We start from the raw sequence: 19982 nt of genomic DNA, 5'->3' as shown, positions 1-19982 counted from the left end.
CATGGAAGCAACGTCCTCCGACCAGGATGGCGACTCCGGCCAGAGCGCACCGGGACAACTGGTGCGCCTCGGGGTCGTCGGTCTCCAGGGCCATATCGATGCCATCGAATCCAGCCGCGTCTATGGCTGGGCCTGGAACCCCGAAGCTCCGGAACAACGGGTTAGCATCGACATCCTGCACAATGGTGCGGTGATCGGCCGGGCCACGGCCGACCGCTTCCGCCAGGATCTGGCTGACGTGAGCGTCGGTGACGGGCACCATGCCTTCGTGTTCGATCTGCCGCCCGAGCTTCGGGAGGCGGACCCCGCAACGATCACCGCCTATTTCTGCGAAACGCAGATGCCCCTGTCTCGCGGCTCGGCCGCGCAGCCGCTGACGACCGAACACGACCGGTTGGACGGCCTGGCCCACCGCATCGACCGGATCGAAGCCGCCCTTCAACAGGTCTATCGGGCCCTCAACGCGGTCCGTCGCAGCGACGATGACTCCGTGCGCGGGGGCGCCCAGGAACTGCAAGCCGTATCGGCGAAACTCTCGGACACGGTCCGGACCTGCCAGACTCTCGAATCCCGGCTCGACGAAGCGGAGAAGCTGTCGAACGCCGCCCATGGCTTCATCCAGCGTCTGGACGCGGAGATCCATGACCGGCTCCACCGCAGCGAACTGGATGACCTCCACCTTCATCTGGTGAACAGGATCAAGCTGGTCGGCGCTCTGGCCGTAGCGAGTGCCGTCGCGACCGCCGTACTTGGCTACGTTGTGCTCATGGCGTCGTAGAGGGTCATGCGCCTCACCGGGCCCGCAGCATGTCGGAGCCCGGACCCGGAGCATGGCCGGATCTGTCCGTGCCTTGACAATAGGACTTAAGTCTGGCACTTTGCCGTTTATCAGGTCCAAAGTCCTGTCTTGATCGCCCGCCCGGCCCCGCCGCGGCGGGCGATCGCGTTTTCCCCCGCCCTCGGGAGGCCCTATGAGAAGCCTGCACAATCACGACGACGCGATGGGCACGCCGGTGCCCGCCGTCGACCCCTCCAGCCACCGTCTGGCCGTGGTGCTGACGGCCGGCGGGTCCCGGACCGTGGCCGTTCCTGCCGGCGCGCGGTTCGTCCTGATCAACGCCACCGGTCCGCTATGGGTGCAGTACGGTGCCGCCGCCACCGTTCCCGCCGCCGACATCACCAACGGGACGGCACCGGAACTCAATCCCGCCGCCCGCTGGATCGAGGGCATCACCACGCTCGGGCTTGCCGCTCCCGGCGCGTGCGCCGCGTCGCTGGCCTTCTACCGATGAGGTCGCCATGACCATGGGCTATCATCACGCCCCCGTGCCGTCGTCCTTCGCCGACCCGACCTTCACGGGCACCGTCACCGTTCCGACCGGCGGGCCCGGCAATCCCGGCGTTCGGGTGACGGGGGACCCGGACACCGGTTTGGCCCAGTTCGCATCGGACAGCCTGTCCGTGATCGCCGGCGGCACCGAATGGCTGCGGGTGGGCGGGGTCAGCAACGGCTGCCGCTCCGGCCAGTTCCAGTTTCAGGACGGATCCGCCGCGGCGCCCGGACTGCGGGTGGGCACCAGCAGCATCACCGGCCTGTTTTCGAATGGCGACAACTCCGTGCGCGTCTCGACCCTCGGCCACCAGCGCGCCGCCATCACCCAGGACGGCGCGGTCGCGTTGTCCGGCGGGCCCGGCACGGAAGCCCTGCGCACCGTACCGGTCAGCGGCGCGATCAACCGCTGGCAGGCGACGGGTGCCCCCGCCGGCACGGCCGTCGTGCTGGAATCGGCCGGCGCCGACGCCGATGTACGGGCCGTGATCCGGTCCAAGGGCAGCGGCGGTGTCCAGCTCGAAAAGGCCGGCGGCGCGCTGGGCTTTTTCGGCGCCGTTCCCTCCGTCAAGCCGACGGTCACCGGTTCACGCGGCGACGGCTCGGCCGCGGCAAGCCTGCTGGCCGCACTCGCCGCGCTCGGACTCGTGACCGACGCCACCACCCCCTGACGCTCACGGGAGGACTCCCTTGGCCCTGCTTCGCTCCATTGCCACCGGCTTCGGCGTCGATGCCACCTATTGGCACGTTCTGACGCTCCAGGCCTACCGTCTCCAGGGTGGCGTCGACGTCACCCTGGCCGGCTACGTCTCCTCCGAGGCCCGCTGGGCCGGACACCGCCCGATTGCCGTCGAGCAGGTGACGCTGGCCGGGCCGACGGCCCTGCCGTCCGCAACCGGAATCCACTACGCCGACGTCTACGCCGCCCTCAAGGACGCGGCGGCGGCGGCGCAACCGGACGAGCCCCTGGCCCGGTTCGCCGGTGCCGCCGACGGCTGACGGTGCGTGCGGGGGAAGCGCTTCGCAACGGGCTCTCCCGCACCTATGATGGGTGTCCGGCGGTGCGGCCGCGCCGCCGGACACCCTCCCCGGAGCCGTCCATGATCTTCGAGCCGACGCCACTCGCCGGCGCCTTCCTGCTGCAACCCGTCCCCCATCACGACGAACGCGGCTTCTTCGCCCGCAGCTACTGCCGCCGGGAGTTCGAGGAGCACGGGCTGAACCCCGACATCGCGCAGTGCAGCATCTCCCACAACCGGCTGCGCGGCACACTGCGCGGCTTGCATTACCAGGCCGCCCCCTGCCCGGAGGTCAAGCTGGTGCGCTGCACCCGCGGCGCGCTGTTCGACGTCATCGTCGATCTCCGTCCCGGCTCGCCCGACCGCGGCCGCTGGTTCGGCGCCGAACTGACGGCAGCCAACGGCTTCGCGCTGTACATCCCCGCCGGTTTCGCCCATGGATTCGTAACGCTCGCCGACGACACCGAGGCGTACTACCAGATCTCCGCCTTCTTCGAGCCGGAGCTGGCGCGCGGCGTCCGGTGGGATGACCCGGACCTGGCGATCGCCTGGCCGATCGAACCGTCCGTCATCTCAGCCCGCGACCGTGCCCTGCCCTGCCTGGCCGAAGCCCCGGCCGACGCTTGACCGCACGATCAGCCGGACGGACGAGCGAGCTGCGCCGCATAGCCGGCCCCGACGACGGCCGGGGAAAAGGTGGCGACGGTCAGCGCCTGTCCCTGCCGTCCCAGCCGTTCGCGCAGTCCGGCGTCATCCGTCAGCCGGCGCATCCACCACGCGGCGTGTCCCGCGTCCGGTTCGGCCCAGAGCTGGCCTTCGCCGTAGGGGTAGTCGTCCGGCCCGACCCGCCGAAGGCGATGGTCGACCAGCGCCGCCGTGCCGGGCACGGTGAAGTCCATGTTGCCCGAGTACCCGGTGACGATGACCGGACGTCCCAGCATCATCGCTTCCGCGATGCCGCGACCGAAACCCTCCGACCGGTGCAGCGAGACGAAGACGTCGCAGGCCCGGTACAGGTCGAGCACGGCGCCGCGGCTCAGGGTCCCGGTCAGGAAGCGGATGCGACGGTCGCCCCCGGCTTCGCCGACCACGGCCCGCCAGACCGGATTGTCATCCGATGCCCGCATCACCTTGACGACCAGCCCGACCGGCTCGTCGCCCCGCGGGAACGCCGCGCGGAAGGCGCGGATGGCGGCCTGCGGATTCTTGCGGGCGACGCCCGACAGCACGTCGAACGAAAAGACGAACAGAAGCCGGTCTTCGGGCAGGCCCAGCGCGCGACGCCCCAGCCCGGCGGTGGCGTCGACGGCAACCGCCATGGGCAGGTGACGGACCGGCCGCGGTGAATCCGCGGCGTACGCCCCATAGGTGAAACGGCTGGATGCCCAGACCTCGTCGACCAGATCGTAGGCGTGGCTCCAGTCCCGCGGCCATGCCGGCAGTTCCCATGGCCAGCAGCCGATGACGCGCCGCCCGTCGAACAGCGACGATCCCTGAATGGCTGCCAGACGCGCCGTCTCGATCCCCGTGGTGCAGATCATGTCCACGGCGTACGGCCGCCGGTCGGAGATCAGCGCGTCGGCGCTGGTGTCGCCCTGGCAGACCTCCTTTCCCGGCTCGACGTTGAAGATGCTGACCGGAACCCCCGCCGCCCGCAGGGCCGTCGCGGCCATGCGCACATCCTCCCCGATGCCGAACTGCCCGCGGGCGTAGCCTACGAGATTGACGCCGAACGGGCGCTGCGGAGGCGCGGCACGTCGGACGGGCACCATGCCCTCCGGCGCCACCGCAGCGATCCGCCGCAGGACGGCGTACCGCTCCCGGCCGTCGTCCGCGGCCCAGCGGTGAAAGGCGGGGTCACCGGGATCGGGGAACCGCTCCCGCACGTCGGGGTCGGCCGCCCGGATGGCCGCCAGCACGCGCGGCAACGCCGGCGTGCGCGGATCGGGAGACAGCAGCAGCCGGGCCAGCGCCGAATCCACCACGTCGGCCATGCGCCATTCGTCCAGCCCCCTGGCCAGGAACCACTCCACGTAGGCGGCGGGCGCCGCCGGGTGGCCGGGCGGAAAGGCCGTGCGCACCTCGCCGCGGCGCAGCCACACCTCCATCATCAGGCGGGTGACGGGGATGACCGTGTCGGCCCCCGTCATGCGCGGGTCCGGCGCGTTCAGCACGCGCCTCTGCGCGTCGTTCAGGAACCGGGCGAGCCCGTGCTCGATGGCGCCGTGCACGAGGTACCACCAGACGAACTCCTGCTGGCCCTCCGGGGTGGCAAGGTCGAACGCCCGCTGCAGGTCCGGTCGCATGGACCGGACATGCACCATGAAGGCCGTCAGCGCCGGTTCGACACCGGGCAGAGCCTCCGCAGCCGGTTCATCGATCAGGTCGCGGCAGGCCGCCAGAGCGATGGACGCGCAGGCAGGCGATTCGTCGGCGCCATGGGAAATCAGCCACCACGCGAACCCCCGCTGCCCCGGCGCCGTGTTCAGGTCGAACAGCGCCTGCAAGTCGGGGCGCAGGTCCCACACCCGCTTCATCGCCCGCGTCAGGGTCGGCCGCACACCGGGGATCGCCTCATCGGCCGCGTCCGTCATGCCGGGGTCGCCCGCCGCACCGGACCGGTCGAGCCACTGCGCGATGCCACGGTACTCGCGTGCACCGTTCAGCCTGAGCCACCAACGGAAACGGTCGGCGTCGCCGCGGCAAAGGTCCCGGAGGTCCGGCCGCGTCAACCAGATCGTACGCAGGACGCCATCCGAAGGAACCCCCCGATCGAGCGGCCGCACCTGGTCCATCGGCTCCGTCCCCCTCGTCCAGCCCGCACCGGTCCAGCTTGTACGCCGCGGGGTTGGGACGGTCAACGCGGCCCGGCCGGTCGGCCCGGAGCATCGCTTCCCTTTTCTCCGCCTGCCGGACGTGGCAATGAAAGCCCTGTCCGGGGCATCGTGGAGTCTTTTTGCGCCATGGTACAGGGCGTCTTCGAGGCCATCGACCATTATGAGACCATCGGCTGGTTCGCCAAGGGCTGGGCCTTCCGCCCCGAACGCCCTGACGAGCCGGTCGCGCTGGAATTGTGGTGGGAACACGGGCTGCTGATGCGGTTCGAGGCCGACCGGCCGCGGCCCGACCTGGCCGCCGCCGGACTGGGAGACGGATGTCACGCCTTCGAGGCGGCACTGCCCGATGCCGTCCTCGACGGACGCCCCCATCTGCTGCACGTTCTGGCCGCCGACGAACGCGTGGCGCTGGAGTCGAGCCCGTTCATCTTCACCCGCCCGCGCTTCAACGGCGCCGTGGACGTCATCGACGGGCAGGTGATCGAGGGCTGGGTCGAAGATCGCGAGGATGCCGGCTGCCCGCCCATCCTCGACGTGCTGGCCGACGGGGTGCTGATCGACCGCGTGCCCACCGGCGACGGCGATGGCCGCCCGCCGGGAGGGGGACGGTGGCCCTTCCGCGTCCTGCTGCCCGTGGCCCTGTGCGACGGCCGCGCCCGCTCCGTCACGGTGAGGGTCAGCAACACCGGGCACGGCCTGAAGGGATGCCCGTTCACCGTCGCCATCGTCCCGCGCACCCTGCCGCCGTCCCTGCCCGCACTGGAGGCGGAGGCGCAACGCCTTGCCGCCGAACAGCAGCGGGTGGCCCGGGAGCGCCTGCGCCACGCCATCCGCGAGATCGATGACCTGGCGGCCTACGCCCGCTGGCTGGCGCTGCACGACCGGCAGACGCCGCCGCCCCTGCCGTCGGCGATGTCCGACGTCCCGGTGCTGTCGGTCATCGCCGGCGGAGACCCGCGGCGCATCGCCGCGTTGCGCGAACGGCCGGGCGACGGCCCGGTGGACGTGGTGACGGTGCATGGCCATGACGTGCGGCACGCCCTGGACAGTGCTCGCGGCCGCTGCGTCATCCTCCTGCCGGACAACGTTCTGCCGCATCCGACGGCGGCCCGCTGGCTGCTTGCGGCCGCCGGAGACGAGGTTGCCGCCGTCTATGCCGATACGGACCGAATCGACCCCGACGGCACCCGCCACACCCCGCACTTCATGCCGGACTGGGACCCGGAACGGGCCATGGCCACCGGTTATCCCGGCGTGGCGCTGCTGCCCCGCGACGTCGCCCTGGCTGCAGCGGTCCGGCTGCAGGCCGAGGGGCTGCCGGCCCACGCCGCTGCGGTGACCGAGACGGCCCTGCTGGGCCTGCCGGCGCAGTGCATCCGCCATGTTCCGCGGGTGCTGTTCCACCGCACCGACGACGGCGCTCCGGACCCGGCGGAGCGCGCCGTCCTGGTCGCCGCCCACCTGCGCACCGCCGGCACCCCCGCCTCGGTGTCGGCGCGGCCTGACGGCACCGTTCGGGTGCGCCGGGCGGTGCCCGAACCGGCCCCGGCGGTCACCCTGATCATCCCGACGCGCGACCGGCTGGACCTGTTGCGAACCTGCATCGACAGCATCCGCACCCGCACCCGCTATCCCGCGTGGCGCATCCTGGTGATCGACAACGACAGCCGCGAACCGGAAACGCTGGCGTGGCTCGACTCGCTGGCCGGCGACCCGCGCGTGCGCGTCCACCGTCGGCCCGGCTCCTTCAACTTCTCCGCCTTCAACAACGAGGCGGTCGCCATGGCGGACACGCCACTGGTCGGGCTGGTCAACAACGACGTGGAGGTCATCTCCGCGGATTGGCTGGACGAAATGGTGTCACTGGCGGTGCGGCCCGAAGTGGGGGCGGTCGGCGCCAAGCTGCTCCATGCCGACGGGCGCATCCAGCACGGCGGCGTGGTCGTCGGCTTCTACGGCGTCGCCGACAACGCTCAGCGCGCGTTCGCCGGGGACGATCCGGGATATCATCATTCGGCGGCGGTCGTGCAGAACGTGTCCGCCGTCACCGCCGCCTGCCTGCTCTGCCGGACCGATGTCTACCGCGCCGTCGGCGGACTTGACGCGGAGCGGCTGGCGGTCGCGTTCAGCGACGTGGATTTCTGCCTGAAGATCCGCGCCTGCGGGCTGCGAGTCCTGTGGACGCCGCACGCCCTCCTGTACCATTACGAGTCCGCCTCGCGGGGGGCCGATCGCTCCCCGGAATCCCGCGCGCGGGAAGAGCGCGAAGCGGAGGTGCTGATGCGCCGGTGGCGCACCGACCGGACGCCCGATCCCTTCTACAGCCCCAACCTTGCCCTGCAGGGTTACAGCCACAGCCGCTTCGCCTGGCCCGATCATCCCGATCGATGCCGGGGCATGGATCGGCCGGATCAATCCGCTTCGATGTGCTCGTCGGGGTCGTAGACGACGATGGTGCTGCCCACCTGATCGATGCCGACGCGCACCCGGATCAGCCGGTTCAGGCGCTCCAGCAGACGGCGGCGCAGCTCCGGCTTGATGAAGAACACCATGAAGCCGCCGCTGCCGGCCCCCAGCAGCTTGCCCCCGGACGCTCCCGCCGCCATCGCCTCGTCGTAGATCCCGTCGATCGTGGGGTTGGTGACGCGCGACGCGAGCTGGCGCTTGAGCATCCAGCTTTCGTGCAGCAGGGCGCCCAGCCGGTAGGCGGGCTCACGTTCGTCGGCCAGCAGGTGCGACGCCTCGTCGACCAGCGCGCGCATGGCGTGGAGCTGCGCCTCCCGCCGCTCCAGGTTCTCCATCTGCTCGCCCGCCACCTCCGAGGCGATGCGCGACAGACCGGTGAACACCATCACCATGGACGACAGAAGCTCCGCGCGGCGTTCCGCGGCGACGATCACCGGCTCCACCTCGAACCCCCCGTCGGGCAGGAAGGCGATCCGGTTGAAGCCGCCGTAGGCGGCCCACACCTGGTCCTGGCATCCGACGTTCTCGACGATCACCCGCTGTTCGATGTGCGTCGCCTCCTCCGCCAGGAAGCGCTTGGACAGGCGCCGTCCCTCCAGCGCCGCCAGGGCGTTCAGCAATCCCACGGTGAACGAGGAACTGGAGCCGAGCCCCGAGCGCGCCGGCAGATCGGCATCGTGGTGCACCTCCAGCCCCGTCCGCACCCCGGTCCGGGCGAAGACGGCACGCACCGCCGGATGCCGGATCTCCTCGATGTCCTTCACCAGTTCGACCTTGGAGTAGACGATGCGGTGCTTGTGCTCGAAGAAGGACGGCAGGTGGCGGACGCTGATGTAGCAGTATTTGTCGATCGCCATGCCCAGCACCGCCCCGCCGTGCCGGCGGATCCAGGCGGGATAGTCGGTCCCGCCACCGAAGAGCGAGATGCGGAAGGGCGTGCGGCTGATGATCATCGCGATGATCCGGTCAGGCCGCGGCGACGGCGGTGGGCTGGCCGAAGGCTTCCTCCAGCAGGTCGCGGCGGAGGTGGTGCTGCGTCATGTCCTCCAGGTGGCGGCGGGTATCCCGGCCGAACCGTTGCGTGATCATGTCGAGGTAGCGCTTGCCGGTGAAGTATTCGTGAAACGCGCGGTCGCGAAACCGCAGCACTTCGGCCGCGGACACCTTCTCGGTCGGCAGGGGCCGGCAATCGGCGCTGTGCTGGGAATAGCCGCTCCAGGCGTCCGGCAGCGCCCATCCCCTCTCCTGCGCCTGCGCGTAGAGCGGCGAGCCCGGATAGGCCATGGCGGAATAGAAGTTGGCGAATTCGCAGTTCAGCTCCCTGGCCAGATCCAGCGTGGCCCGCATGGACTCCAGGTCGTCGTCGGGCAGCCCGAAGATGTAGTTGCCGATCACGCTGATGCCGGCCATCTGGATCTGCCGGACGATGCCGAGGATCTCGGTCTGATCGAAGGATTTGTGCGCCCCGTCGCGGACATGGGCGCTGCCCGATTCGATGCCCAGCGCCAGCCAGCGGAATCCGGCGCGGCGCAGCCGCTCCAGCATGTGCGGCTTCACGGTGTCGACCCGCGCGTAGGCCCAGATGTTGAGGTCCAGCCCCAGCGCGATCAGCCCGTCGCACACCGCCGCGACGTGACGCTCGTTCAGAACGAACATCTCGTCGACGATCTTGAAGGTCTTCACACCGTATGTGTCGTGCAGGTGGGCGATCTCGGCGACCACGGCGCGGGGATCGCGCATGCGGTACCGGTTCACTCCGAACGGCGCGTTGATGCAACAGAAGGTGCAGCGGTAGGGGCAGCCGAGCGAGGTGTAAACCGAGGCATAGGGCTGCCGGCCGCCCGGGTCGCCGAAGCACTGCCAGTTGTGGGCGCGGTAGCGCTCCATGGGCAGCAGGTCCCAGGTGTTGCCGTGCAGGTCGGCGTCCAGGTCCCGGATCAGCGGCGGCGGCGGTACCGAACGCACCGCGTCGCCGTCGCGGTAGACCAGACCGGGAATGGCGGACAGATCGGGGTTCCCGCCGGCGGCCAACGCCGTCAGCAGGCCGACGACGGTGACCGGCCCCTCGCCGTTGCAGGCGAAGTCGACCGCTTCCTCGCGCAGGGTGCGCTCGGGCAGGGCCGCCACATGGCCGCCGACGATCAGCAGCGGCCGGTCCGGCGTGCACTCCTTGATGGCGCGGCACGCGGCACCCGCACCCACCATCTGCTGGGTCGACGCCGACGGCTGGTGGCCGAACGCCACCATGGTCACCAGCGCCGGGGCCAATGCCTGCACGCGCTCCGCCACCGCGTCGGGTGTCAGATGCTCGGCCTCGGCGTCGATGATGGCGACCGACCAGCCGCGGTCGCGGGCGTATCCGGCGATCAGCCGACACCACAGGGGGGGTTCGACGGCGGTCAGGGACGAACCGAGGCCCTGGTAGATCCGGGTGCGCTCACCGGGGTTGACGAGAACCAGGTCCATCGCGCGCTCCTCGTCCGGTCTTCCGGGTCAGTCTATCAAACGTTCCCGTAATGGGTATCGCGGATCATCACGTAGCCCTTGATCAACTCGGCGATCCCGTCGTCCAGCGAATGGGTCGGCCGGTATCCGGTGCCTTCGATCTTCGCGTTGGACACGATGTAGTCGCGCTTGTCCGGATCCTCGCCGATGGGTGCCTCGACGAACACGAATCCCGGGAGATGGGCACGGATGCGTTCGCAAAGCTGCCACTTCGACAGGTTGGCGTCGGACAGGCCGACGTTGTAGGCGTTGTCGCGCATCGCCTCGAACCGGTCGATGCCATGCAGGAAGGCCCGGGCGACGTCGCGCACGTGGATGTAGTTGCGCGTGAAGTGCGGCTCGAACAGAACCACGGCGCGGTCGTAGACGGCGCGGTGGACGAAGTCGTTGACCAGCAGGTCGACGCGCATGCGCGGCGACATGCCGAACACGGTGGCCAGCCGGAAGCTGATGGCATTGCCGCGCTCCAGCACCATGGCTTCCGCCTCCACCTTGGTGCGGCCATAGAGGGAAACGGGGCGCAGCGGCGACTCCTCGGTGCAGTGCTTGCCCTGCTCGCCGATGCCGTAGCCGGAATTGGTGACCGGCATCATGATGCGCTGTTCGCGCGACAGCAGCCGCACCAGGGTGGCGACGGCGTCGCGGTTGAGGGACACCGCGGCGGTGCGGTCACGGTCGCACAGCGGCGCCCCGACGATCGCGGCCAGCGGGATCACCACGTCGGCGGTCTGCACCAGCGGCCGCAGCACCGCCTCTTCCCGGGCATCGCCCCGGACCACGGCGAAGCCGGGATCGGCGCACACATGGGCCAGGGAGTTCTGGCGGAACATGAAGGTGTCCAGGACCGTCACCCGGTGGCCCGCCGCCAGCAGGGCCGGAACCATGGTGGAGCCGAGATAGCCGGCACCGCCGGTGATGAGGATGTGCAGCCGTTCGCTCATGGCGGGTTCGCTCCGGGTCAGGGGCAGGCGCGGTCGAGCACCGCGTGCAGGCGCTCGATCTGCGCGGTCAGGTCAAAGGGATGGTTGCCCACGAAGAACCCGAGGTCGTGAGCCAGATTGGCGTTCTCCACCCCGCCGGCCACCCGGTAATCATAGTGACGGATCACGTCGTGGCGCAGGAAACAGCCGCCGGTGATGATGCGGAACCCGATGTCCGCCTCGGCCATCGCCGCGAACACCGCCCGCCGGTCGGGGTTGCGCGCGGGATTGAGGATGATGGTGAAGCTGAAGCACGAGCTTTTGCCGTGCTCCCGCTGGATGATGAAGCGCTCGTCGCCGGCGAAGCGGTCGCGGAACAGGGCAAGGTTGCGCCGCCGGGCGGCGGTGAACCCCGGCAGCTTCTTCAACTGCTCCAGCCCGATGGCGCCTTCCAGTTCCAGCGGACGCACGTTGTAGCCGGGCAGGATGAAGCGGTAGGCCTCGTAGTGGTCGTCCGTCCCGCGCCGGAAGACCGGGCTGTCGGCCGGCAGGTCGCGGGTCCAGCCATGGGCCCGCATCGACCGGGTGAGGTGGTACAGTTCGGTATCGTCGGTGAGCACCATCCCGCCCTCCATGGTCGAGATGTGGTGCGAGAAGAAAAAGCTGAAGGTGTTCAGATGGCCGAACGTGCCGGTCTTGCGCCCGGCCAGTTCGGCGTCCATGGATTCGCAGTTGTCCTCGATGAGGTACAGGCCGTGGTCGTCGGCGAAGCGGCGGATCACGTCGAGGGCGGCGGGGTTGCCGAGGATCGACACCGCGACGATGGCGCGGGTGCGCGGCGACAGCGCCTGCTCCAGGCGTGACGCGTCCATGTTGAGGGTGTCCAGCTCCACATCCACGAACACCAGCTTCAGCCCGTACTGCTGCAGCGGGTGGTAGGTGGTGGCCCATGAGATCGCCGGCACGATCACCTCGTCGCCGCGCTGAAGCGGCCGGTCCTGCTTGTAGAACAGGGCTGCGACCGAGACCAGGTTGGCCGAGGAGCCGGAATTGACCATCACGGCGTGCTTCATGCCGTGATGGTCGGCGAACGCACGCTCGAACGCGGCGACGGTCTCGCCCATGGTGAAGCGGCCCGACGCCACCACGCGTTCAATGGCCGCAATCTCCTCGGGCCCCCAGGTGGGGGCCGCCAGCTCGTAGAACATGCACGCGGTTCCGTTGCAGTGGCGCGTCGGCACGGCCACGATGCATTCACGCCCCGGCCATGGCAAGGGCGAAGGATGAGCGCGGGACTGCGCTCAGAACGGTCCTTTGAATGAGCGTTGATAGGCCAGCTCGGCCCGTTCCGGGGCCGGCGACCACGCCGGGCCGCCGGGACGGACCATAGCGTGGGCCGTTTCGGCGATGGTCGCGGGGTTGGGATAGAAGAGCCGCTCCAGGGCCGGCGTCGTCGGACAGGTGGTGGGGGCGAAGCCCATGCGCCGCACCGTCAGCGGGCCCTCGGGACCCAGGCGCTCGGCCACCGCGGCGGCGATCTCGGCACCGGCCCCGGCGGTGATCCAGCCGTTGTCGACCACCAGAAGGCGCCGGGTGCGGCGGGCGGACCCGGCGATGGTGTCGATGTCCAGGGGCACCAGAGAAACCGGATCGATGAGGTCGACACCGATGCCGACGTCGCGCAGCAGCTCCTCGGCCCGCAGGCACTCCATCGCCATGTTGGAGACGCCGACGATGGTGATGTCGTCTCCCCGCGTCATGCGACGGGCCTGCCCGAGGGGAACGGTGTAGGGTTCCTCCGGCACCGGCGCCTCCAGCGGGTAGAGCAGCCGGTGTTCCATGAAGATCACGGGGTTGTCGTCACGGATGGCGGCGATCAGGCAGCCCTTGGCATCGTGGGCGTTCGACGGCGCCACCACCTTCAGGCCCGGCACATGCATGAACATGGCGTGCAGCCCCTGGGAATGCTGCGCCCCCTGCCCCCAGGACTTGCCGATCATCGAGCGCACCACCAGCGGCACCTTCGCGGCCCCGCCGTACATGTAGTGCGTCTTGGCGGCCATGTTGACGAGCTGGTTCATGCACAGCATCAGGAAGTCCATCCGGATGTGCACATGGACCGGCCGCATGCCGGCCACCGCGGCGCCGATGGCGACGCCGGTCATGGCATCCTCGGACAGGGGCGTGGTGAAGCAGCGCTCCGGCCCGAAGCGCTCCGCCAGCCCCAGCGTCGATCCCTGGATGCCCTTGTGGTCGTCGACGTCGAGGCCGAAGACGAAGACGTCGGGATCCCGATCCATCTCCTGCACCAGCGCCTCGCGCAGGGCGTCGACGTAGCGCAGCGTGCGCTCAGGCGTAGACATGGGCGTGCAGCTCCCTGGCGTCGGGGAAGGGGCTCGCCTCGGCAAAGGCGAGGGCATCGGCGATCTCCGCCTCCACGGCGGCATCGATGGCGGCGCGCGCCTCGGGCGGCAGCAGGGCGCCGACCCGTTCCACCTGGTCGTTCGCCATCCACGGCGCTGCCTCGTCCCGGCTGCGGTAGCCCGCGTCGTAATCCTCCGACGGGCCGACGTGTTCGCGCCAGCGATAGGTCGGCACCTCCAGGAAAACCGGGCCGGCGCCGGCGCGCAACGCCGCGACGCCTTGCGCGGCGGCGGCGCGCACGGCGAAGACGTCGTCGCTCTCCAGCCGCCGGGCGGCGATGCCGAAGGTGGCCACCCGCTCCGTCAGGCGGTCGGCGGCCCAGCGCCGGGACAGCGGCTCGTGGATGGCATAGCCGTTGTTCTCGCACACGAACAGCACCGGCAGCTTGTGCAGGGCCGCGAAGTTCAGGCTTTCGTAGACACAGCCCTCCTCGCTGGCGCCGTCGCCGTAGAAGGCGGCGACCACCCGATCCTGCCGGCGCCGCCTGATCGCCAGGGCGTATCCCACGGCCACGGGGATGCCGGAGCCGACCACCGCCGAGCAGCCCAGGACGTTGCGGTCCATGTCCACCAGGTGCATCGACCCGCCCTTGCCCCGGGCGCAGCCGTCCACCTTCCCGAACAGCTCCGCCATCATGGCGCGCAGATCGCCGCCCTTGGCCAAATAGGCGGCGTGCCCGCGATAGGTTCCCGCCACCACGTCATCCGGTCCCAGCACATCGCACACCCCGACCGCCACCGACTCCTGCCCGATGGACAGGTGCACCGGGCTCTTGATCCGGTCGGACGGATACACCTCGGCAATGCGCTCCTCCGTGCGCCGGATGCGGCGCAGGCTGCGATAGAGACGCGCCGCCATGTCCGCGTCCCGTGTCGTCCGATCGTCCATCCGCCACACCTTTCCCGTTCGGGGCTTTCGCCGCCGTCTATCCGCGCCCGTAGGAATCCTCCAGGCGCACGATGTCGTCCTCCTCCAGGTAGGCACCGGACTGCACCTCGATGATCGACAGCGGCAGCTTTCCCGGATTTTCCAGCCGATGGACGGTGCCCATGGGGATGTAGACGGACTCGTTCTCGCACACCAGCAGACGGTCGTCGCCGCGGGTGACCAGGGCGGTGCCCTGCACCACGACCCAGTGCTCGGCCCGATGATAGTGCTTCTGCAGGGACAGGCGGCAGCCCGGTGCGACGGTCAGGCACTTCACCTGGAAGCGGTCCCCGGCGTGCACCGTCCGGTAGGACCCCCAGGGCCGGTGCACCGTGCGGTGGGTCACCGGCTCCGGCCGGCCCTGCCGCTTCAGCCGTTCGACCACCGCCTTGACCTCCTGCACACGGTCCCGGCCGGCCACCAGCACCGCATCGTCGGTCACCACCACCACCGCGTCGTCGATCCCCACAACCGCCGCCAGGTGCCCGTCGGAGCGGATGTAGCAGTTGCGCGCGCCTTCGGTGACGACGTCGCCGAAGCGGACGTTACCGTCGGCATCCTTGGCGCCGATCTCCCACAGCGCCGACCAGGCGCCGACGTCCGTCCAGCCGAGATCGCACGGCACAACCGCCGCTGCGTCGGTCTTCTCCATGACCGCGACGTCGATGGACACCGACGGGGCCGCCGCGAAGGCCCCGGCATCGAGGCGCAGAAAATCCAGATCCCGGACGCCGTCCGCCAACGCCCGGCGGGCGGCGGCGAGCACGGCGGGGGCATGGCGCTCCAGTTCCTCCACCAGCCGGTCGGCCGGGAACAGGAACATGCCGCTGTTCCAGGCGTACCGGCCGTCGGCCAGGAAGGTCTCGGCCACCGACCGTTCCGGCTTCTCGACGAAGGCGGCAACCCGGTGCACCCCGTCGCGGCCCGGCAGGGTCGGCCCGCGGCGAATGTAGCCGTAGCCGGTCTCCGGCGCCGTCGGCGTGATGCCGAAGGTGACCAGGAAACCTTCCGAAGCGGCCGGCCTTGCCCGCTCCACGGCGGCCAGGAAGGCATCGACGTCGCGGATCAGATGGTCGGCCGGCAGCACCAGGATCAGCGCCCGCGGGTCGGTCGCGGCGGCGGCCAGGGCCGCGACGGCGCAGGCGGCGGCGGTGTTGCGCCCCACCGGCTCCAGCAGGATGGCGGCGGGGGGCGGATCGAGGTGGCGCATCTGCTCGGCGATGACGAAGCGGTGCTCGTGGTTGCAGACCACCAGCGGCGGCGCGAAGCGGGCCGGGTCGGCCACCCGCGCCACGGTGTCCTGTAGCATCGACCGGTCGGAGCACAGGGGCAGCAACTGCTTCGGATACAGTTCGCGCGACAGGGGCCACAGACGCGATCCCGCGCCACCCGACAGCAGCACGGGGACGATCGCACGCTCCGCTTGCCTCTCCATCATGCCTTCCATGGTCAACGCTTCGCCGACCGGAAGAAGAACGACGGTGCCGGTCCCGATGCAAGCGCAAACGGATGTCCGCGGGTGCGGCCCCTCACCCGGCGGCGGTACGGCCGCGCAGGGCGGCCAGAAGCCGCCGCAACGGCGCTCCGGGCGCGGGGGCCGGGGCCGGGGCCGGGACGGCCGCCCGTTCGGCCCGGTGCCGCTGGTACCAGTGGCGGTACGAGCGATCGGGGTCGCGGGCGGCGAATGGATCCCCGAAGGTTTCGGCCACGTCCGGATGGTGGCGCAGGAACGTCCGCTCGTCCCTCGTCACGGGCACGCCGTCGTCGTACGTCGCGTAGGTCCACGTCCGGGCGCGCTCGCGCTCCTCTCCCTCGGCGCGGCAGGCGTCGGCGTACCAGGCGTACAGCCCGTCCAGCGCCGGCTGGCCGGCACCGTAGAGGTCCAGCATGACGCGTTGCGCACCGCTGTCGAAGCCGGTGAAGTGATAGAAGACCAGCGGTTGCCCGTTCACCGTCAGCGGCCCGCCGACCCGGCCCTCGACGCGCCGGTGCGTGAGATTCCAGGTGGAAACGTTGAGGCCGGGATGGCGCAGGACGCCGGTGGTGGCGAAGTAGGCCGGCGCGTGGTCCAGCCATTTCTGGTCGGTGAACAGGCCGGCGGCCACGTCGTCGAAGCAGAAATGCTCCAGCCGGTGGCGCCAGAAGGCGGCGAAGCGGCGGCCCTCCTCCCGGTTCGCCACGCCGACGAAGCCCAGGTTGAAGATGCCGTGGCGCATGGCCACCAGTTCGTTGTCGTGAATCGCCCGGATCGTCTCCTCGGGCTCGCAGGCGTGGGGCGTCAGCACCAGATCGTGGCGCTCCAGCGCGTCCAGCACCGGGTCGGGACGGGCGAACAGGGCGATGTCGGGATCGAAGTACAGCACCCGCGCGCAATCCGGCCGCTGCAGCAGGCGCTCCACCATGAAGCCCTTCACGGCGGTGGACAGCTCCACCAGCGTGTGGATGAACACCCAGGGGTGCACGCCGTTGGGCATGACGTCCGCCGCCAGCCCGGCCGCCGTCAGGTCCGCCAGGGTGTGCACCTCGTCGAACGGCTCGTTGGCCGGGTCGAGGTCGGCGGGCCAGGCGTCGATGAGCGCCAGGTGGATGCGCGCTTCCGGCAGCCAGCGCCGGAGCGAACGGGCCAGCACCCGCGCCTTGGGCAGGTAATTGGGGGCGATGCTGGTGAAGACGTGGATGCCCGGCGCGGTCACGCGGCTGCCTCCGGCGCGTCGTGCAGGATGTGGCGGTTGCCGGCCAGCGCCGCCGCCACCTCGGGACGCGCGGCCCGGTCGGGGAAATCTGCGGCGAAGCGGCGGAAAACGTCAGTCGTTTCGCGGTCGACCCGCTCGGTGCTCTCGCTGATGGTGTTGGAGCGGTGGACGCGGTAGCTGGTCAGGTACAGCGGCAGGTACGCCGGCGTGCCGAGGACCGCGGCACGCAGGGCGAAATCCCAGTCGTGCACGTAGCGGTAATCGGCGAAGCCGCCGATGCGCTGCCACAGCGCCCGGGTGAACATCATGTTCGAGGTGGTCGCCAGGAAATTCTGGTTGGCCAGCAGCGGCAGCAGGTCGCCGGCGGCGAGCAGCCCGGCAACGTCGAGCCCCGCGGGGAACGGGTACTCCGGGTCCAGCGGCCCGCGCTTGCGCCCCAGCGGCCGCCCCTCCTCGTCCATGATGAGGATGTGGCCCGCCACGAAATCCACCGCCGTCTTGCGCACCCGCTGCGCCGCCGCCGCGAAGCGGTCGGGCAGGAACGCGTCGTCCGAGTTGAGCACGGCGATCCATGGCTGCCCCGCCGCCTCGATGAGTTGGTTGAGGCGGGCATGCGCGCCGGCGTTGCCGCCGCCGGGCGGCGTCAGGTTGCGCACCCGCGCGCCATGTGGCGCGGCGATGCGCTCCAGCAGCGCCGCCGACCCGTCGCGCGACCCGTCGTCGGCCACCAGAACCTCGGCGACGAGGCGGGCGCGCAACGCCGACACCAGGCCGTCGAGGATGTACGGGCGGTGGTTGTAGACCGGGATGACGACCGAAAACATGGGTCCCCTCGCTTCAGCGGCCCTGCACGGCCCGCAGCCACAGATAGGCGCGCACGATGGTCGGCTTCTGCCGGGCCCAGGCGCGCAGGCGGCCCAGCGGACCCGGCCGCGGCACCCGCCAGACCGCCGCGGCGCCGGCGTCCGCGGATGCCGGCAAACCGGTGGCGACGGTCTGCATCATCCGGTTGAGCCGCTGGCGGAAGCCGTCGAGCGCGGCGCGGCAGCCCGCGGCCATATCGGATCCGGCCGGCGCCGTCAGCACGTAGCCCCGGGCGAAGGCCAGCGCCAGCGCCGGCTTCAGCGCCTCGGGCCCGGCGGCACCGCCGTCGGACGCATCGAACAGACGGGCCCAGGCACCGGCACCCTCCAGCATGGCCAGATAGTCGGCCACGACCGCCGGATCGCCCGGCCCGCCGGGACCCCGCAGCGCCGCCGCGACCGCCCCCAGCCCCAGGTCCGCCGCCGTCGGCCCGTCCGCCCGTGCCACCAGCGCGTGCACCAGCCCACCGGCGGCCGCCTGACGGGCCATCAGCCGCTCCGGGCTCCAGCCCCGGGCATCCCGGACCAGCGCCGCCGGCGTGTGGAACAGGCGCAGCCCGGCGGGGGTGCGGGACAGCCGGTGCGCCAGTTCCACGGCATCCAGGCTGCCGCCGTCCGGTTCCGGGGCGAGATCGACGGCGAAGCCGTCGGTCGCCCAGTCGCCCACCGCATCGCGCCGAAGGGACAGGTTGAGCGGCCGCGCCGCGCGCCAGTCCCGCCAGGCGTAGGGCGCCGCCCCGCCCTGTCCGGCCGCGTCGGGGGGAAGCGGCTCCGGCAGGTCGCCGGCACCCGGCCGTTCCGCCCAGCCGACCGGGCCGGTCACCGCGGTGCCGGGGGCGGGAAAGCGCTCGTGCACCTCCGCATGGGCGCGCAGAACCCCGGTGTCGGCCGGCCGCAGCGTGTCAGCGAGGAACAGCAGCAGTTCGTTGCGCGCCTCGGCCGCACCGCGATTGCGGGCCGCCGCCGCGCTGTCGGTGCCCTCCAGCCGGCACCACCGCAGCCAGGGCGCACCCGCCGCCAGGCGGTCCAACGCGTCGGGCGTGCCGTCGCGCGACCCCAGGTCGACCACGACAACCTCCACCTGTGCCCCTGCGGCACCGGGCTCCGCCCCCTCGACAAGGGGGCGCCACGCCTCCAGCGTCTCGATCAGGGCCGTGGCCCGGTCGCGGGTGGGAATGACGACGGATATCGAGAGCATGCGAATGGATCGCCGGAATCAGGGCTGGACGGATCGGCCGGCAGTAAGCGGGTCGGCGCCGGCAATGTCAACCTCGCGCCGCCGACCGCCGGACCGGATCACCCGGCGAGCGCCGCCTCGACCCGGTCGCACAGCAGATGATAGAGGCAAATGTGCACCTCCTGGATGTGCGGCGTCTCGCGGGACGGCACATCGAGGAGCACGTCGCACAGCTCCGCCATGGCGCCGCCGCCCTGGCCGGTCAGACCGATGGTCGTCATGCCCATGGCGCGCGCGGTGTGCAGCGCGGCGACCACGTTGCGGGAATTGCCGCTGGTGGAGATCCCCAGCAGGACGCCGCCGGCGCACCCGTGCGCCTCCACCTGGCGGGAGAACACCGTGTCGTAGTCATAGTCGTTGGCCCAGGCGGTGAGCACCGCCGGGTTCGCCGACAGGGCGATGGCGTTCAACCCCCGCCGCTCGCGCCGGAACCGGCCGACCAGCTCGCCCGCGATGTGCATGGCGTCGCTGGCGGAACCGCCGTTGCCGCACACCAGCAGCGGCCGCCCCTGGCGCAGGGCCGCCGCGATGGCGTCCACGGTGCGCTCCATGGCGGCATCCAGCCCGGCGGTGCGGGTGGCGTGCAGGACGGCGATGGTGCGGTCGAGGTAGGCGTTCAGCGAGGTCACGGGGCTGCTCCTGAGGATGCACGGCGAAGACGGGCCGGATCACCGGTCGAACCGCGCTCATGTAGCACGGAGCGGCGCCGGCGCCATCCCCCCGCGATGGCGGCGCCGGCACCGGATTGCCGGCCGGTCCCC

At 70.9% G+C, this 19982-nt stretch carries 18 protein-coding genes; 6 read left to right on the top strand and 12 right to left on the bottom strand.

The genetic code is table 11. The features are described from left to right. Position 1 precedes the first annotated feature (1 nt). From G472_RS37020 to rfbC, 5 genes are all read left to right on the top strand, one after another. Positions 2-778, top strand: a complete 777-nt coding sequence (locus G472_RS37020) for a hypothetical protein (RefSeq protein WP_029008337.1) — start codon at positions 2-4, stop codon at positions 776-778. 193 nt (positions 779-971) lie between these two features. Beyond that, positions 972-1292 carry a hypothetical protein gene (locus tag G472_RS0110380; protein ID WP_029008336.1) on the top strand — a complete coding sequence of 107 codons (321 nt, stop codon included), beginning with the start codon at positions 972-974 and terminating at the stop codon, positions 1290-1292. Between the two features lie 7 nt (positions 1293-1299). Then, the gene (locus G472_RS0110375) at positions 1300-2001 is read left to right on the top strand and encodes a hypothetical protein (protein ID WP_029008335.1); all 702 of its coding nucleotides are present in this window, start codon (positions 1300-1302) and stop codon (positions 1999-2001) included. A 19-nt stretch (positions 2002-2020) separates the two neighbouring features. Next, entirely contained in the window at positions 2021-2329 is a 309-nt protein-coding gene (locus G472_RS0110370; protein WP_029008334.1) for a hypothetical protein, read from the top strand. Positions 2330-2430: 101 nt separating this feature from the next. Further along, entirely contained in the window at positions 2431-2976 is a 546-nt protein-coding gene (rfbC, locus tag G472_RS0110365) for a dTDP-4-dehydrorhamnose 3,5-epimerase (protein WP_029008333.1), read from the top strand. A gap of 8 nt (positions 2977-2984) precedes the next feature. Here the strand turns inward: rfbC and G472_RS37015 are convergent, their stop codons facing one another. Continuing rightward, a complete protein-coding gene (locus G472_RS37015) occupies positions 2985-4943 on the bottom strand; it encodes a glycosyltransferase family 4 protein (RefSeq protein ID WP_169732801.1) in 1959 nt (652 codons plus the stop codon). Positions 4944-5312: 369 nt separating this feature from the next. On the opposite strand from G472_RS37015, the gene G472_RS37010 reads away from it, so the two are divergent. Further along, positions 5313-7631 carry a glycosyltransferase family 2 protein gene (locus tag G472_RS37010; protein WP_051340657.1) on the top strand — a complete coding sequence of 773 codons (2319 nt, stop codon included), beginning with the start codon at positions 5313-5315 and terminating at the stop codon, positions 7629-7631. Here the strand turns inward: G472_RS37010 and G472_RS0110350 are convergent. From G472_RS0110350 to G472_RS0110300, 11 genes are all read right to left on the bottom strand, one after another. After that, positions 7598-8605, bottom strand: coding sequence for a GHMP family kinase ATP-binding protein (locus tag G472_RS0110350; protein ID WP_029008332.1), 1008 nt, complete (start codon positions 8603-8605; stop codon positions 7598-7600). The genes G472_RS37010 and G472_RS0110350 overlap by 34 nt on opposite strands. Positions 8606-8618: 13 nt before the next feature. Next, a complete protein-coding gene (locus G472_RS32395; protein WP_035691831.1) occupies positions 8619-10118 on the bottom strand; it encodes a B12-binding domain-containing radical SAM protein in 1500 nt (499 codons plus the stop codon). A 35-nt stretch (positions 10119-10153) separates the two neighbouring features. After that, positions 10154-11098, bottom strand: coding sequence for an NAD-dependent epimerase/dehydratase family protein (locus G472_RS0110340; RefSeq protein ID WP_035691827.1), 945 nt, complete (start codon positions 11096-11098; stop codon positions 10154-10156). Positions 11099-11115: 17 nt separating this feature from the next. After that, positions 11116-12285 (bottom strand): DegT/DnrJ/EryC1/StrS family aminotransferase, encoded by a 1170-nt coding sequence (locus G472_RS0110335; RefSeq protein ID WP_029008330.1) that lies wholly within the window; start codon positions 12283-12285, stop codon positions 11116-11118. Between the two features lie 93 nt (positions 12286-12378). Further along, positions 12379-13440: an alpha-ketoacid dehydrogenase subunit beta gene (locus G472_RS0110330; protein ID WP_029008329.1), complete on the bottom strand. Its 1062-nt coding sequence runs from the start codon at positions 13438-13440 to the stop codon at positions 12379-12381. Beyond that, positions 13427-14359 (bottom strand): thiamine pyrophosphate-dependent dehydrogenase E1 component subunit alpha, encoded by a 933-nt coding sequence (locus G472_RS0110325; protein ID WP_035691936.1) that lies wholly within the window; start codon positions 14357-14359, stop codon positions 13427-13429. The genes G472_RS0110330 and G472_RS0110325 overlap by 14 nt, the downstream gene beginning before the upstream one ends. A 67-nt stretch (positions 14360-14426) precedes the next feature. Continuing rightward, the gene (locus G472_RS0110320; RefSeq protein ID WP_029008327.1) at positions 14427-15863 is read right to left on the bottom strand and encodes a mannose-1-phosphate guanylyltransferase/mannose-6-phosphate isomerase; all 1437 of its coding nucleotides are present in this window, start codon (positions 15861-15863) and stop codon (positions 14427-14429) included. 94 nt (positions 15864-15957) lie between these two features. Continuing rightward, entirely contained in the window at positions 15958-17121 is a 1164-nt protein-coding gene (locus G472_RS32390) for a hypothetical protein (RefSeq protein ID WP_035691824.1), read from the bottom strand. Beyond that, a complete protein-coding gene (locus G472_RS0110310) occupies positions 17118-17945 on the bottom strand; it encodes a glycosyltransferase family 2 protein (RefSeq protein ID WP_029008326.1) in 828 nt (275 codons plus the stop codon). The genes G472_RS32390 and G472_RS0110310 overlap by 4 nt, the downstream gene beginning before the upstream one ends. Positions 17946-17958: 13 nt before the next feature. Beyond that, complete coding sequence (locus G472_RS37005) at positions 17959-19182, bottom strand: glycosyltransferase (protein ID WP_029008325.1); 1224 nt, start codon at positions 19180-19182, stop codon at positions 17959-17961. Between the two features lie 98 nt (positions 19183-19280). Beyond that, complete coding sequence (locus G472_RS0110300; protein WP_029008324.1) at positions 19281-19850, bottom strand: D-sedoheptulose-7-phosphate isomerase; 570 nt, start codon at positions 19848-19850, stop codon at positions 19281-19283. Positions 19851-19982 lie beyond the last annotated feature (132 nt).

Source organism: Azospirillum halopraeferens DSM 3675, assembly GCF_000429625.1.
Classification (GTDB): Bacteria; Pseudomonadota; Alphaproteobacteria; order Azospirillales; family Azospirillaceae; genus Azospirillum; species Azospirillum halopraeferens.
This window is presented reverse-complemented; position numbering and strand designations above follow the sequence as displayed.

What these genes read in the sequence shown, in the direction of transcription:
- G472_RS0110325 (WP_035691936.1), bottom strand. Translation starts at nt 14,359, where the DNA reads ATGGCGGCGCGTCTCTATCGCAGCCTGCGCCGCATCCGGCGCACGGAG.
- G472_RS32395 (WP_035691831.1), bottom strand. Translation starts at nt 10,118, where the DNA reads ATGGACCTGGTTCTCGTCAACCCCGGTGAGCGCACCCGGATCTACCAG.
- G472_RS37020 (WP_029008337.1), top strand. Translation starts at nt 2, where the DNA reads ATGGAAGCAACGTCCTCCGACCAGGATGGCGACTCCGGCCAGAGCGCA.
- G472_RS37010 (WP_051340657.1), top strand. Translation starts at nt 5,313, where the DNA reads ATGGTACAGGGCGTCTTCGAGGCCATCGACCATTATGAGACCATCGGC.
- G472_RS0110320 (WP_029008327.1), bottom strand. Translation starts at nt 15,863, where the DNA reads ATGGAGAGGCAAGCGGAGCGTGCGATCGTCCCCGTGCTGCTGTCGGGT.
- G472_RS0110375 (WP_029008335.1), top strand. Translation starts at nt 1,300, where the DNA reads ATGACCATGGGCTATCATCACGCCCCCGTGCCGTCGTCCTTCGCCGAC.
- G472_RS0110310 (WP_029008326.1), bottom strand. Translation starts at nt 17,945, where the DNA reads ATGTTTTCGGTCGTCATCCCGGTCTACAACCACCGCCCGTACATCCTC.
- G472_RS0110380 (WP_029008336.1), top strand. Translation starts at nt 972, where the DNA reads ATGAGAAGCCTGCACAATCACGACGACGCGATGGGCACGCCGGTGCCC.
- G472_RS0110335 (WP_029008330.1), bottom strand. Translation starts at nt 12,285, where the DNA reads ATGTTCTACGAGCTGGCGGCCCCCACCTGGGGGCCCGAGGAGATTGCG.
- G472_RS0110330 (WP_029008329.1), bottom strand. Translation starts at nt 13,440, where the DNA reads ATGTCTACGCCTGAGCGCACGCTGCGCTACGTCGACGCCCTGCGCGAG.
- rfbC (WP_029008333.1), top strand. Translation starts at nt 2,431, where the DNA reads ATGATCTTCGAGCCGACGCCACTCGCCGGCGCCTTCCTGCTGCAACCC.
- G472_RS0110340 (WP_035691827.1), bottom strand. Translation starts at nt 11,098, where the DNA reads ATGAGCGAACGGCTGCACATCCTCATCACCGGCGGTGCCGGCTATCTC.
- G472_RS37005 (WP_029008325.1), bottom strand. Translation starts at nt 19,182, where the DNA reads ATGCTCTCGATATCCGTCGTCATTCCCACCCGCGACCGGGCCACGGCC.
- G472_RS37015 (WP_169732801.1), bottom strand. Translation starts at nt 4,943, where the DNA reads ATGACGGACGCGGCCGATGAGGCGATCCCCGGTGTGCGGCCGACCCTG.
- G472_RS0110350 (WP_029008332.1), bottom strand. Translation starts at nt 8,605, where the DNA reads ATGATCATCAGCCGCACGCCCTTCCGCATCTCGCTCTTCGGTGGCGGG.